13 protein-coding genes and 1 other annotated feature are annotated in these 15,208 nt (G+C 26.3%); of the genes, 6 read left to right on the top strand and 7 right to left on the bottom strand.

Going from position 1 to position 15,208, the window contains the following annotated elements:
* Positions 1–118 precede the first annotated feature (118 nt).
* On the top strand, positions 119–2,578 hold the full coding sequence (gene recQ / locus BN8917_RS09600) for a DNA helicase RecQ (RefSeq protein WP_187117192.1): 2,460 nt from the start codon (positions 119–121) through the stop codon (positions 2,576–2,578).
* A gap of 48 nt (positions 2,579–2,626) precedes the next feature.
* Here recQ and BN8917_RS09595 read toward each other — a convergent pair whose 3' ends face one another.
* Positions 2,627–3,247, bottom strand: coding sequence for a 3'-5' exonuclease (locus BN8917_RS09595; RefSeq protein ID WP_066873847.1), 621 nt, complete (start codon positions 3,245–3,247; stop codon positions 2,627–2,629).
* Between the two features lie 151 nt (positions 3,248–3,398).
* Here BN8917_RS09595 and BN8917_RS09590 point away from each other — a divergent pair, with 151 nt between their 5' ends.
* Positions 3,399–4,319: a hypothetical protein gene (locus BN8917_RS09590; protein WP_066873845.1), complete on the top strand. Its 921-nt coding sequence runs from the start codon at positions 3,399–3,401 to the stop codon at positions 4,317–4,319.
* 197 nt (positions 4,320–4,516) lie between these two features.
* Here the strand turns inward: BN8917_RS09590 and BN8917_RS09585 are convergent, their stop codons facing one another.
* Entirely contained in the window at positions 4,517–5,302 is a 786-nt protein-coding gene (locus BN8917_RS09585; RefSeq protein ID WP_066873843.1) for a biotin--[acetyl-CoA-carboxylase] ligase, read from the bottom strand.
* A 345-nt stretch (positions 5,303–5,647) separates the two neighbouring features.
* Positions 5,648–6,265 carry an acetate uptake transporter gene (locus tag BN8917_RS09580; RefSeq protein ID WP_066873841.1) on the bottom strand — a complete coding sequence of 206 codons (618 nt, stop codon included), beginning with the start codon at positions 6,263–6,265 and terminating at the stop codon, positions 5,648–5,650.
* 548 nt (positions 6,266–6,813) lie between these two features.
* Between BN8917_RS09580 and BN8917_RS09575 the strand changes: the two genes are divergently transcribed.
* The 3 genes from BN8917_RS09575 (at position 6,814) to argS (ending at position 11,008) form a co-directional block, all read left to right on the top strand.
* Positions 6,814–8,193: a PhoH family protein gene (locus BN8917_RS09575; protein WP_066873839.1), complete on the top strand. Its 1,380-nt coding sequence runs from the start codon at positions 6,814–6,816 to the stop codon at positions 8,191–8,193.
* A gap of 90 nt (positions 8,194–8,283) precedes the next feature.
* A complete protein-coding gene (locus tag BN8917_RS09570; protein WP_084748575.1) occupies positions 8,284–8,934 on the top strand; it encodes a site-2 protease family protein in 651 nt (216 codons plus the stop codon).
* A gap of 113 nt (positions 8,935–9,047) precedes the next feature.
* Positions 9,048–9,255: a binding site (T-box leader), on the top strand.
* Between the two features lie 61 nt (positions 9,256–9,316).
* On the top strand, positions 9,317–11,008 hold the full coding sequence (gene argS / locus BN8917_RS09565; RefSeq protein WP_066873837.1) for an arginine--tRNA ligase: 1,692 nt from the start codon (positions 9,317–9,319) through the stop codon (positions 11,006–11,008).
* Positions 11,009–11,047: 39 nt separating this feature from the next.
* Here argS and BN8917_RS14070 read toward each other — a convergent pair whose 3' ends face one another.
* Genes BN8917_RS14070 through BN8917_RS09555 form a run of 3 tightly spaced genes read right to left on the bottom strand, consistent with a single transcriptional unit; the run spans position 11,048 to position 13,276 of the window.
* A complete protein-coding gene (locus tag BN8917_RS14070) occupies positions 11,048–11,224 on the bottom strand; it encodes a FeoB-associated Cys-rich membrane protein (RefSeq protein WP_084748573.1) in 177 nt (58 codons plus the stop codon).
* 23 nt (positions 11,225–11,247) lie between these two features.
* A complete protein-coding gene (gene feoB / locus BN8917_RS09560; protein WP_066875448.1) occupies positions 11,248–13,014 on the bottom strand; it encodes a ferrous iron transport protein B in 1,767 nt (588 codons plus the stop codon).
* Between the two features lie 37 nt (positions 13,015–13,051).
* Positions 13,052–13,276 (bottom strand): FeoA family protein, encoded by a 225-nt coding sequence (locus tag BN8917_RS09555; RefSeq protein ID WP_066873835.1) that lies wholly within the window; start codon positions 13,274–13,276, stop codon positions 13,052–13,054.
* Between the two features lie 255 nt (positions 13,277–13,531).
* Between BN8917_RS09555 and BN8917_RS09550 the strand changes: the two genes are divergently transcribed.
* Positions 13,532–14,290 (top strand): ribonuclease H-like domain-containing protein, encoded by a 759-nt coding sequence (locus tag BN8917_RS09550; protein ID WP_066873833.1) that lies wholly within the window; start codon positions 13,532–13,534, stop codon positions 14,288–14,290.
* 14 nt (positions 14,291–14,304) lie between these two features.
* Here BN8917_RS09550 and BN8917_RS09545 read toward each other — a convergent pair whose 3' ends face one another.
* A complete protein-coding gene (locus BN8917_RS09545; protein WP_066873830.1) occupies positions 14,305–15,144 on the bottom strand; it encodes a ComEC/Rec2 family competence protein in 840 nt (279 codons plus the stop codon).
* Positions 15,145–15,208: the final 64 nt, after the last annotated feature.

The following is a 15,208-nucleotide window of genomic DNA, read 5'->3' as shown; positions in this document are numbered from 1 at the left end:
TCTTTTTTATATAAATATTATCTTTTAATTTAATTAAGTGCTTTAATTGAATAAGAGGATTAAGATATGTTAAAAATTAAGAGAATTAGATAAGTTTATGGATGGAGGAGTGAATATTTTGAGGGAAAAGATGCTTGAAGTTTTAGAGAAATATTATGGTTATAAAGAATTTAGAAAAGATCAAGAAAAAATTATAAAAAGTATCTTAAATAAAAAAGATACTTTAGTTATTATGCCTACAGGTGGAGGAAAATCAATTTGTTATCAAATACCAGCTCTTTTATTAGATGGTTTAACTATAGTTGTATCTCCATTGATATCTCTTATGAAGGATCAGGTTGATTCATTAAAGGAAATAGGTATAAGCTGTGCTTATATAAATAGTACTCTTAGTAGTATAGAGCTTTCAGATATATTATTTAAAATTAAAAATAATGAGTATAAGCTTATATATGTTGCGCCAGAAAGACTTACTAGTTATGACTTTATAGATGCTATTAGTAATGTGAAAGTTTCTCAAGTTGCTATAGATGAGGCACATTGTGTTTCTCAGTGGGGACATGATTTTAGAAAAAGTTATAAAAATATAAAGTCTTTTATTAGTCTATTATCACGCAAGCCGATAGTAACTGCTTTTACGGCAACAGCATCAGATAAAGTTAGAGAAGATATAATAAATTTATTATGTTTAGATAATCCTAGTTTATTTATAACTGGTTTTGATAGAGAAAATTTAGAGATAGATATCTTAAAAGGAGTAAATAAAAAACAATATATTTTAGATTATTTAAGTGAGAATAAAGAACAAAGTGGAATTATATATGCTTCTACAAGAAAAGAAGTTGAAAATATATATTTAGCATTAAAAAAATTAGGATATGAAATTTCAAGATATCATGCTGGACTTTCAGATTTAGAGAGAAAAGAAAACCAAGAAAATTTTGTGTTTGATAGAGTTAAGGTTATGATAGCTACTAATGCTTTTGGTATGGGAATAGATAAGCCTAATGTTAGATATGTTATACATTATTCTATGCCTAAAAATATAGAAGCATATTATCAAGAGATAGGACGTGCTGGAAGAGATGGTGAGAAGAGTAGGGCTATAATGTTATTTTCACCAGGAGATATACAAACTCAAAAATATTTAATTGATATTTCAACTGAAAATCAGCTTAGAAAAATTGATGTTCATAATAAATTACAACAAATGTTAGATTTAGTTTATAGTAATAATTGCTATAGAAAGTATATTTTAAGTTATTTTGGTGAAGAGTACAAAGATAATTGTAACAATTGTAGTAATTGCTTAAGTGATGGAGAACAAGTTGATAAAACAATAGATGCCCAAAAAGTTTTATCTTGTATTTATAAGATGAAAAGGGGTTATGGAGTTAATGTAATAGTTGATGTTTTAAGAGGTTCTAAAGCTAAAAGAATAATTGATCTTAAATTTAATGAATTATCTACTTATGGAATAATGAAGGAATATAGCACAGATAATTTAAAAGAGTTTATAAACACTCTTATATCACATGGGTATGCAGGAACTAGTACTGGAGATTATCCTGTTGTAATTTTAAATAATAAATCTTTAATGATTCTTAAGGGAGAATTAAAGGTAATATTTAAAGAATTTAAGGTTAATAAGAGTTTTGAAGAGGATAATAAATTATTTGAAATACTTAGAGAAAAAAGATATGAATTATCAAAAGAAAAAGGAATACCACCTTATGCTATTTTTGGAGACAGTACACTTAAGGAAATATCTATAAAATATCCAGTAACAAAAGAGGAATTTATGAATATATCAGGTGTAGGACAAAAGAGATATGATAATTATGGTGAAGTGTTTATAGAGCTCATAAAAGACTATGTAGATGAAAATAATATAGTTTTATCTAAGAGTATTTTAGAAAAATCAGAAATAAATAAAAAGATAAATGATTTACCATTTGAAGTAATTACAGATACAAAACTTTTAGATAAGTTATTCATATTAAGAGAAGAATTTGCTAAGAAGGAGAATAAATCTGCAACGTATATTTTAGCTTTAAATACATTAAAGGAGATTAGTGGTAGATATCCAATATCATATGAGGAGTTAAATGATATATCTGGAATGGGAGCTAAGAAAATAGAAAGCTATGGAGATAAAATTTTATCCATAGTTAAGGATTATATCGAAATAAATAATATAGAGAGAACTTGGCAAGATAAAAAGAGAAGAAAGCTTATTATAGATGGAGAATCAAGAAAAAATAATGAGATAACAATAGATGAGCTAAAAGAAGGTAAAAACATAGAAGATATATCTAAAAGGATAGAAGTATCTGTATCAACTTTATTAGCTTATGTTACAGATTATGTGAAAGAAACAGGAAAATATGATTTTGATATAGATTTAAAATCATTTTATTCAGATGAAGAGACAGAGCGTGTTTTAGATATATGCAATAAAAATGGATATGAAAATATATCTTATATAAGAAAAGCTTTAAATAATGAAATAAGATATGAATCTATTAGAGCTATTATATTAGATAAGATAATAATAAAGTCTTTAAGTTTAAAATAAAGGAAAAAAGCTATCTATAATTATAGATAGCTTTTTTTGTGAAATAACTTATTGGAAACTTAAGATATTTGTAAAATAATTTCTAGGAATTACTCCTTGTTTTATTCCTTCAATTACTACTAAATAAGTTGCAGCTGTATCAAATCTAGCATCATGATAATTTCCACTTCCATCAAATAGCTTGTTTGCTGTAGCTGTAATTTGTTCCTTAGTGATTCCTAGGTAATTTATAACTTCTTCTAGTTTAGGATTCTTATAAGTACCATTAGGCTTTACAAGCTTACATATATCTTTATAGTACTTCATTGTACAGAATATATTTTTAGGAGCATATTCTGTTTCCATATAAAGAGCTGAAAGCTCATGTGTTAAGAATTTTATATCAAATGGAACATTATGTCCTATAACAAAATCAGCATTTTGGAAATCTGATAAGAAGTTTTCAAATTGATCTTCAAAGTAAAGTCCATTACTTAATTCGTAAAGTTTTTCTAAAGAGAAACCATGAACTTTTTCTGCTTCAGGATCCATTTCTTCAACAGTAAAGAAATAATTATATCCTGTTGTTTTTTGTGGTTTGCAATCTGTATCAACTAATATGTAACTAAGTTGGCATATACTACCTGGCTTGATACTTGTTGTTTCAGTATCAAAAAATAATAGTTTCATTATTATCTTCCTCCAATTTTAATATATATATATAATAATACAAAAATCATTAATCATGCAATCAATATTAATAAAATGATATTTTTTGTGAATAAATTTTAGCGAATCGTGGCATATTATTTTTAGTGTTTCATAAAGGAGGAGTATATAAATGAACAAAAATTTAAAGAGTTTATGTGCAGCGATTGCTATTTCATTACTACCTGTGGGAGCGACTTGTTATGCTGCAAATAATGTTGAAGAAAGATATGAAACTATATGGGTAGAAGCAACACAAAAACCAGCAGAAGTAAATGATGCGGCAAACAAAGAATTATCATTAGAAGATGCTATTAATCTTAGATCTGATAAAGATAAGTATAATAATTGCATTGGTAAAGATGTGGTTATTAAAATGAATATTAGTAAAATACATGATAAAGATAATGAAACTTCAATCATGTCTAAATCTGGCTCTTTAAAGGCTAAATGTATTTTAGATAAGGATAGTAAATCAGAATGTTTAAAATATAAGGAAGGCGATGAAGTCATCGTAAAAGGGAAATTAAAAGAAATTAAAGGTAAGAAAATTATTTTAGAAAATGCTAAAGTATTAAAATCAACTAATGCAGGAAAAGATAAATTTAATAAAGATAAATTTAAAAATAGAGAAGAGGAAAATAAAGAAGAGGAAAAAAAGACAACTTTCCATAAGGAACCAGAAGAAAAACCAGAAAGACCAGAAAAACCAGAAGGTCCTTCTAAAAGAGAAGACAGGAAGGAGTTAAAGGAAAATAAAGAAGAAAAAAGAACTAATGTAGAAAAAAAGAATGAAGAAAATGAGAAGAAGACTAACTCAGAAGAGAAGAGTGAAAAACAAGATAAGAAAACTAACTCAGAGAAGAAAAATGAAGAACAAGATAAGAAAACTAACTCAGAGAAGAAAAATGAAGAACAAGATAAGAAGACTAATTCAGAAAAAAAGAGTGAAGAACAAGATAAAAAAACTAATGTAGAAAAAAAGACTGAAGAACAAGAAAAGAAAACTAGTACAGAAAATAAAGAAAATGAAAATAAGAAATCTAATAATTAGTAAAAAATATTATCTATAATACATATAATTAAAAAATTTTGAAAATAAATTTTTTAGTTTTACTATAACAACTTTTTAAATATATAATTTCATATGAAATATAAAAGCTTGGGAAGCTTATTTACCAAGTCTTTTATGTATTATAAGAAAAAATTCTTCTAGAATTAATAACTCTTTGAAGAATTTTTTTCATTTAATTAGATATATTCATTAATTCCTGTTATAGAAAATTCTCCAGAATATATATTTAATATTTCATTATTATCTAAATTTTTTACTTTTAAGCTACCATCATTGTTTATATCTAATACTAAAACTGATTTATTTAAGTTATTTGAAGTAAGAAGTACTTTTTTATTTAGTAATATACAATTTTGCTTGTATTGGTTTAAAATATTTAAAGTTCTATTATTATTTAAATCATTTGTTAAAATATTAAATTTATTTATTATATTAGAAAGTAAGTCTTCATTTGTAGGTAATATTTCTATTGAATTTTTTAGAGAAATAAATTTATTTGATATTTCGTCAGATGGTAAATCTGAGTTAATATTAATTCCTATACCTATAATTAAAGTGCTTGGTAAGTCTTTAGATATTTTAGATTCTAAAAGAATACCAGCAAGTTTTTTATCATTAAATAATATATCATTAGGCCATTTAATTGATGTATTTATATCAAATTTTTTTAAGCTATTGTGTACTGCTAAAGAAACAATCAAAGGAAATAAAGATATTTCTTCTATAGAAAATTTATTTTTTAATAATATTGAGAAGTAAAGTCCTCCCTTTGGTGAAAACCACTTTCTATTATTTTTTCCACGTCCACTAAGTTGTTTTTCAGCTATAACTATTGTTTTATTATTTAAGCTTTTAGAATTAATTTTGCAATAAGTATTAGTTGAATCTATTTCCTTAAAATAAAGTATATTATTTTTATACTCTAAATCATCTATATTTTTACGAATTAAATCTAAGTTCATATTAGAGCTCCTTTTAAAAAATAAGTTTTATTATAATTTTAACTAATTTTCTAAAAATATAATAGAGCTTAAATAAAAAGATGATATAGCGTGTAGAAAAAGTGTTAGATGGATTAAGGCAGAAATAAAGTTAAGTGAGAGTGATATTTTAGATAATGGAGAGGTATTAAGAGTAGAAAGTAGAGCCTATAATATTATTTATTATTAATTTTGATATCTCATAATATAGGACTACTTAAAAAGTCTAGGTAAAACTAAGTACCTAGACTTTTTTATTTTTAATTTAATAAAATATGAGATATTATTTTTCATAAATTTATTTATTAGTATTTTCTAAGTAAGTTATTACTTTTTAAATATACCAAATGGTTTTCCAACAGGTAAAACTACCTTAGAAAAATGAGTATTTAATACAGCAGCAGCAGAACCATAGAATGATGTTATTGCTATTAGTAATTCAGCATATGCCGCAAGTTGATGAGCTGCATGTTCTATTATTCCAAATGAAGATAATGTTAATCCTATAAATAAAAAGTCTATAAGCACAAATATTATAAATAATACTTTATGAGTTTCCATTGCACCTATAGTCATAAATAATGTAAATATTAAGTAACCTAAGTAAGCAAAACCTAATTGCTTAGGATCAGCAGCTGCAGCTAATTTATCACCAAATATTCCGTTTTGTATTAACCATGTAAATCCGATTGCGTACCAGAAAAATGCATAGGCACCAAAGGCAGTAGCACCAAAAGTATTATTATGTTTAAAGTCATTTATACAGGCAAATAGTTGAGCAGTAGCTCCTAAAAATATTGCCCAAGGTATAACTAATGATACTCCTGATGTTAGTCCTAATTTTTGTGATGATGCTACCAATGTAATTATTGCTAATCCAAAAAGTCCTAAGGCTGAAGGATCAGCTGTTGTGATTTTTATTTTTGTTTCTTCTGTTGTTATCATAGATAGTCCCCCTATATAGCTAAATATTACATAAATAAATAATATGTAATTAAAACACTTGCCAATATTACCATAAACTTAAAATCAAGTACATAAAAAAATTGTTAATAAAAAGGTGATTATATGAATTTTTTATAATCATAAAGGATTATATGTTAAATTAGATAATTATCACAAACATTAGAGGTTGTTATTTTAAAAATTAGTAGAATTAGGAATATATGAAATAAAGAATATATCAAGTAAAAAAAATTAAGAAGTTTTTAAATTTGAGAGGATTTATTCCGATATATTTTGTTTTTATATAAAATACTCGTAACTGATAATAAAATATAAAAAAATTTAAATTACTTTACAGTTTAATAATTAGCTGAATATAATAATATAAATAAAAATATAAGACTTAAATCCATTTAGCTTAAAAGTATGATTTTTATAATATTTATTATAATTCTCTAAAAATATAATAGAGCTTAAATAAAAAGGTGATATATTATATTTTTAGCATATAATATAGTATATAAACTTTCCTAAAGGAGTGGATTTCTTTGAAAAAAACCTATGTTTTAGATACTAATGTATTACTATATTCTCCAGGTGCAATATTCGATTTTGAAGATAGTAATGTAGTAATACCAGAAGTAGTTTTAGAAGAATTGGATAATATGAAAAAGAATAATAATGACTTAGGTTTAAATGCTAGACATGTAGCGAGAATATTAGATGGATTAAGAAAGAAAGGGAAGTTAAGTGAGGGTGTTGCTTTAGATAATGGAGGAATGCTAAGAGTAGAAAGTAGAGGATATGATACTGCTATACCTAAAGCATGGAGTGTTGATAAACCAGATAATAGAATCATACAATTATGTATGGCTCTTAAGGAATTAGGAGAAGATGTTTATTTAATAACTAAAGATACTTTTGAAAGGATAAAGGCTGATACAGTAGGAATAAAAACTGATGATTTCTATGAAAGAGTAGTACCAAAGTATGATAAGCAATATACAGGAAGAAAAGATGTATATGCATCAAAAGAAATTATAGATAAATTTTTTAAAGGAAAATCAATAGAAATCAAAGAAGTATTATTTTTTGATGAAGAAACTAATGAATATGTAGAACCTAATTTTGAAGTAAATGAATTTATTATAATTCATTGTAATGATAATGAAAAACAAACTGCTTTAGGAAGATTTAATGGTAAAAAAATAGTTCCTTTAATTTATAAAAATAGTCATAATATTATGGGAATATCACCAAGGAATGTAGGTCAAAGATTTATGATAGAATGTCTTAGTACAGAAGCAAAGATAGCTCCTCTAGTAATTATAAAGGGTCCAGCTGGAACAGCAAAAACTTTATTTTCATTAGCAGTAGGACTTCAAAAAATAATTGAAGAGGAAAATGGAGAATATAGAAGGATATTAGTATGTAGACCTAATGTAACCATGGATGAAGAGATTGGATTTTTACCAGGTTCAGAGCAAGAAAAAATAGCGCCATTTATGAGACCTATTTATGATAATTTAGAAATTTTAATAGATTCAGATGAAGAACAAAGGTATGTTGATGAAAGAGAGTTAAATGATAAGATAGAAGAGTTGTTTGAAAGAAAAATTATTACAACAGAAGCTGTTGCTTATTTAAGAGGAAGAAGTATAGCTAAATCTTGGGTAATAATAGATGAGGCTCAAAATTTAACCCCTAAGCAAGTAAAGTCAATAATAACTAGAGCAGGAGAAGGCTCAAAGATTATATTAATAGGTGATCCAGAACAAATAGATCAAGCTTTCTTAGATTCTAGAAGTAATGGTTTGTGTTATGCCTCTGAAAAGATGAAGGGAAGTCATCTTTGTTATCAAGTTACTTTAAAATATGATGAGTGTGAACGAAGTGATCTTGCATACGAAGCATCTAAAAGATTATAAATATAGAACACCTTTTTGCAATAGACAAAAAGGTGTTTTTTGTAATATTATATGATATAATTAGTAGTATTAATTAGGAGGTGAAGTTTATTGGCAGGTAGAATGTTAAATATGTTCTTATCTATTCCAGCTATTCTTATAGCTTTTACTTTTAGAGAGTATATAAGAGCTAGAGTGGCATATAATTTAGGAGATAAGTCCCAAAAACTTGAAGGTAAAATGACTTTAGATCCCTTTGCACATATAGATTTAATAGGATTTATTGCTATTATATTTACTGGTTTTGGTTGGACAAAGGGAACAACAGTAAATAAGTATGCTTTTAAACATCCAAAAGAAGATAGTATAAAAGTTACATTAGCTGCTTTATTTTCGCATATATTGATAGCGTTTATTGGAGCATTATTTATGATGCTATTCGTTATTTTGAATTTATTAGATTCTAATGAAGTATTACAGATACTAACTCTAATATTCCAATATGTTATCATTATAAATGTAAGTTTATTTGTATTTAATCTAATTCCTATACCAGGATTAGAAATGTATAATTTATTAGTTGATATAGCACCAAAGAAAGCTTATGAAATTGCTAAATTTACAAGTCAATATTATATAGTAATATTATTAGTAATAATATTCTTTGCAGGAAGAATAATGTCATATCCAGCTACTGTGATATCAGGATTAATTATGAAACTTGCTAATATTATTTTTACAATAATACTTAACTTAATCTAACAAACAATGCTTTCTTACTTTAAAGAAAGCATTGTTTAAAGTTTAAAAATAAGTTATTTAATTTGTTGACATAGCTAGTTAGTATTTGCTATAATGACATGAAAACTTTATAGAAAAAATCGTTGAGAAGAAGAGTAACTTAATTGATGTCTTAAGCGAGTAGGAGTAGAGTGCGAGTCCTATAGAATAGATTAAGCGAAAAGAGACTTTGAGATGCTGCTAGAAAGCTATGCAAGTATAGTATGTCGTGTAAAAGCGTTAATTAATTAAGTGGATTTTATATCAATTAGAGTGGTACCGCGGATTTTATTCGTCTCTTATTTACAGAATAAGAAGGCGTTTTTTTTATATTTAAATTTATATATTGAGGAGGATTTAGTTTATGAACTATAAAAAGCTTATAGCTGAAAGAATTAAAACAATTGTAGACTTAGAAGTTGAAAAAATAGAAGAATTAGTAGAAATACCACCAAAGAGTGATATGGGAGACTATGCATTTCCATGTTTCCAATTAGCTAAGGTGATGAGAAAAGCTCCTAATATGATATCAGCAGATATTGTAGAACAAATAAATAAAGAAGGATTTGAAAAGGTTGAAGCTTTAGGACCATATGTTAACTTCTTCTTAGATAAGAGTTTATTTACTAAAGCAGTAGTAGAAGAAGTAATTGCTAAAGGAGATAAGTATGGTTCAGGTAATGAAGGAGAAGGAAAAAAGGTAGTTGTTGAGTTTTCATCACCTAATATAGCAAAGCCTTTCCACGTAGGACATTTATTTACTACAGCAATAGGAAATTCATTATATAAGATATTAAACTTTGATGGTTATAGCACAACAAGAATTAACCATTTAGGAGACTGGGGAACACAGTTTGGTAAATTAATATCTGCATATAAGAGATGGGGAGATGAAGAAGCTTTAGAAAAAGATCCTATCAAGGAACTTTTAAGAATTTATGTTAAATTCTATTATGAAGCTAAAGAAGACCCAGCTTTAGATGATGAAGGAAGAATGTACTTTAAGAGATTAGAAGATGGGTGCGAAGAAGAACTAGCTTTATGGAATAGATTTAAAGATTTATCATTAAAAGAATTTAATAAGATCTATGAAATTTTAGGAGTAGATTTTGATTCTTGGGCTGGAGAAAGTTTCTATAACGATAAGATGAATGAAGTTGTATCATTCTTAGAAGAAAAAAATGTCTTAACAGAAAGTAATGGAGCAAAAGTTGTTATGTTAGAAGATTACAATATGCCTCCATGTATAGTAGTTAAGTCAGATGGAGCTTCAATTTATGCTACAAGAGATTTAGCAGCAGCTATGTATAGAAAGAAACATTACAACTTTGATAAATGTATCTATGTAGTTGGTAAGGACCAAATTCTTCACTTTAAACAAGTATTTAAGACATTAGAGCTTGCAGGAGAAGAATGGGCAAAAGATTGTGTTCATATTCCATTTGGAGTAGTTAAATTTGCAGATAAGAAGCTATCAACAAGAAAAGGAGATGTTGTTCTTCTTGAAGACTTATTAAATGGTGCTGTTGATAATGCTAGAGAGCTTATAAATGAAAAGAATCCTAACCTTGCAAATAAAGAAGAAGTGGCTAAGAAAATAGGAATAGGGGCTATAGTATTTACTTATCTTAAGAATTCAAGAGAAAAAGATATTACATTCAATTGGGAAGAAATGCTTAGCTTTGAAGGAGAAACAGCTCCATATGTTCAATATGCATATGCTAGAGCAAATAGTATTATGAGAAGAGCAGGTGAAATTAATGTAGAGCCTGATTTTACAAAGCTTACAAGTAAAGAAGAATTTGAACTTGCTAAGATTTTAGATAACTTCCATAAGAATATACTTTTAGCAATAGATAAGTTAGAACCTTCAATTATAACAAGATATGCTATTGATGTTGCAAAGGCATTTAATAAATTCTATAATGCACATACAGTATTAAATGTTGAAGATGAAGGATTAAAGAGTGCTAGACTTGAACTTATCAAGGCAGCAGCTCAAGTTATAAAGAATGCTCTTGCTTTAATAGCAGTAGAAGTAGTAGAAGAAATGTAATAAAAAAATACCATCTAGTCAAGCTAGATGGTATTTTTATTATTTCTTTAAAGTTATTTTACAAGCACTATTATTTTCTTTTACCTTAGGGCATTTAGCAGAGCAAGTACTACATGATCCACAAACACCATCAGAGGATTTTTTAAAGCTTTTAAATAATATGAAAATAACAAATAAAACTATTACAACAGTAATTAATATTTCAAGTATTTCCATTATTATCATCTCCTTAGTTTATTTTATAAGAATAGAGAACCTACATTATATATTACGAACGCAAATACCCATGCAAGTACTAGTTGGAATACAACAGAAATTAGTGCAAATTTTGCTCCAAATTCTTTTTTCATAGTTCCTATTACACTTACACAAGGAGTATATAAAAGAACAAATACCATAAATGCATAAGCAGATAATGCAGTAAAGTGTGTTACTAATAATTCATTTAAATTACCACCATAAATTACTTCCATTGTTGATATAACAGTTTCTTTTGCCATTATTCCTGTAAGTAGTGATACAGATGCTTGCCAATTTCCAAATCCAAGAGGAGCAAAGAAAGGAGCAAATATAGAACCAATACCTTTTAAGAAACTTGTATTTATATCTTCAGCAAGTCCACTAAAATTAAAGCTTTGTAAAAACCAGATAATAACACTCATAGAGAAAATTATAGTACCAGCTTTTATTAAGAAGCCTTTACTTTTTTCCCATATTTGTTTTAAAACACTTGTAATATTAGGAACTTTATATTCAGGTAATTCTACTATAAAAGGTTCATCATCTTTTTTAAAGATTGTTTTATTTAAGATAATACCTGATAAAAATGCTACAATAATTCCAAGTAAGTATAAAGAAACAACTACTAGTCCACTATGCTTTGGGAAGAATACTGCAGCAAAAAGCACATAAACAGGTAATCTTGCATTACATGACATAAGTGGTGCAAGTAGAGCTGCAAGTTTTCTGTCTTTTTCACTTTCTAAAGCTCTTGCTGAAGTTATAGCAGGTACAGAACATCCAAATCCTATAATTAAAGTTATAAATGCTTTACCTGAAAGTCCCATTTTTCTCATAACACTATCCATTAAGAAAGCAACTCTAGCCATATATCCACTATCTTCTAGTAAGAAAATACAAAGATAAAGTGATACTATAAGTGGTAAGAATGACAATATACCACCAACTCCAGCTATAATCCCATCAACTATAAGTGAGCTAAACCAATCTGAAGTATTTCCAAGCATATGAGCAACTGAAGGCATTATACTATTATCTATAAAATCACTAAGCATATCAGAAAGTGGTTGTCCAACCCATTTAAAAGTAAATTGGAATATTACATATATAATTGCAATAAATAAAGGGTATGCAAGCCATGGATTTAATAAAATAGAATCCAATTTTTCTGTAAGTTTTGTAGAGCTTTTATTAGAGTCTCTATTATAGCTATTATTTAAATTTTTTTCGATATAAGTATAAGTTTCTTCTGCATTCTTAAAATTATAGGAAGTATTATCTATATATTTAGTAAAATTATCTTGATTTAGAGTTTCTAAAATATTTTCTATACCTATAGATTTAGAAGCTGATATAGGTATAACCTTAAGATTAAAATTCTTTTCAAGAGCTTCAAAATCTATAAATATACCTTTTTTCTCTGCAAGGTCAATCATATTAACAAGTAATATAATAGGTTTATTAAATTTTTTTAATTGCATTGTTAAATATAAATTTCTATCTAAATTTGAAGCATCAACAATATTTAATATTGCATCAACATTTTCTTCTTCTATAAAACGCTTAGATATCTTCTCTTCATTAGAAAATGTATCCATTGCATAAATTCCAGGAAGGTCTACTATTTTTATATTATCAAAGAAACCTTCTTTCTTATCTACTGTTACTCCAGCCCAGTTACCTATTTTTTGATTGGACCCTGTTAGTAAATTGAATAATGTAGTTTTACCTACATTAGGATTACCAACTAGGGCAATAGTTTTCATGGCTATACTGTTCATACTAAACTCCCCCTATGATTTCCTAAGATGCTTGTAAGTATATGTATTTAGCATCTTTTTTTCTTAAGGCTATGTCAAAGCCCCTAACAGTTAAAATTATTGGATCACCAAAAGGTGCTTTTCTTTTTAATTTAATGCTTGTACCTTTTGTACATCCAAGAGATAAAAGTCTTTTACTAAGTTTATCATTTCCTTCTACATAATCTATTATTCCGACATCCCCAACTTTTAAATTATTAATATTCATATTATAAAAACCTCCGTTGAAAATCATTATCATTAAGATAATACTATCATCTAGTTAAATAAATGTCAAATTAGAGTTTGAAAAGAAACAAAAATATTAAATAAAATTTAAATTTAGTAAATAAATTGTTAATAATAAGTATAGCTAGCTTTACATTTAAAATTTTATTATAAAAATTAAAGGCGACTATTAAAGAATATAATGTTATAATAGATTATGAATTTTTTTATTTAAAAGTTAGAAAAGAGTGATAAGGTGATTATAAGAGAAAGAGATGTCGAGGTTGGTGAGTTTACTGATGAACTTGCTATAACATTTGGCAAGCATAAAGAAATATATAAACACTCAGTTTATTTTGATTTAGAACATTATGTTTATAAGAAACCAAAGTGTATAGGGGTTTTTGGTGCCTGTTATTATGATGAGGATAGCAATAAAATAAAAGTTACACAGTATATGATAGAAAATAAATCAGAATCAAAAGATATCTTGTATTTAGCTAAAAGATATTTTATTGATGTTTGTGTAAATAAGAAAAAGAAATATATAGTTACTTTTTCAGGCAACAATGATTTTACAGTAATTAATTTTCTTTTTGAAAAATATGGTATTAATTTTAATTTTAATGATTACTTTACTTCTGTAGATATACAAAAAATTTATGAAAATACTTTTAAAAGGGGGATTGGACTTAAAGCTCTTGAAAAGAAATTTGGTATTGTAAGAGAAGGTGAACTTATATCAGGTTCAAATCTTGCAAAGACTTTTCATAAAGTTTTAAAGGATAAAGACTATTTTAAAAGAATGCCAAAGGAAAAGATTGAAAAGATATTAATTTATAATGAACAAGACGTTGTTAATCTTTTTCATATTTTAGTAGAATGGAATAGTATAATTGAAATAGAAGCTGAGGAAGAACTGAATAATAAGCAGCTAGAAACAACCGAGGATTCTAGTGAATTAATTGTAGAAGAAGTAGAGGAAAAGATAAAGAAATTAGAAAATAAGCACTAATGATGAGGTAGTGCTTATTTTTTTATTATTTTATAGCCGTTACTAACTAAAACTATAGTTCCATCTTCATCAGTTCTATAAATTGTACTTTCTATACTTTTAAGTTTATCTAAGGTTTCTTTAGTAGGGTGATTAAATTTATTGTTAATACCACAGGAAATAACTGAGATATTAGGTGATACTTTAGAAAGAAAACTTTCACTTGAAGAAGTGGAGCTACCATGATGTCCTACTTTTAAAACATCACTATCAATATTGTTATCTAAAAGTTCTTGTTCTAGTTCTTCCTCTGCATCTCCTGTAAAAAGAAAAGAAGTATTAATAAAGCTTATTTTTATTAGAGGAGAATAATTGTTTATATTTTCATGATTATTAGATTTAGATGAAAAAATATCTACTTTAATATTTTCTCCAAGATTTATTTTAGATGAGTTATTACTTAGAATGTCTATGTTCATGTTCTTTTCTTTTAAGGCTACAATCATATTTTTAAAATCTTTAGAATCATATATTGTTTTAGGTGCTAAAAAATTTTCAACTTTAAAAGTTTTTAGAATACTATCAATATTACCTATATGATCTTCATGAGGATGAGTAGTTATAAGGTAGTCTAATTTTTTGATTTTATTCTTTTTTAGATAAGATATTAAATCACTTTCTGCTGAATTGGGTCCAGAATCTATTAGGACATTTTTATTATTTACATTTATAAGAGTTGAGTCTCCTTGACCAATATCAATAAAGTGAACAAACATTAAATCATTATTAGCTTTAGAGTTATTACAGGATATAAAAATTAAAAATGGAATTGCTAATAATATAATTATAAATTTTCTTTTCTTTAATATAATAATCCCTCCTATATTTTTATTTTAATATTATGGTAAATTATAGTAAAGTATTAAATTATTGAATTTT

The sequence above is a fragment of the Clostridium mediterraneense genome (assembly GCF_900091705.1).
Taxonomy (GTDB): domain Bacteria; phylum Bacillota; class Clostridia; order Clostridiales; family Clostridiaceae; genus Sarcina; species Sarcina mediterraneense.
Note: the sequence above shows the minus strand (reverse complement) of the source record. Positions and strands in the feature narration are given on the sequence as shown.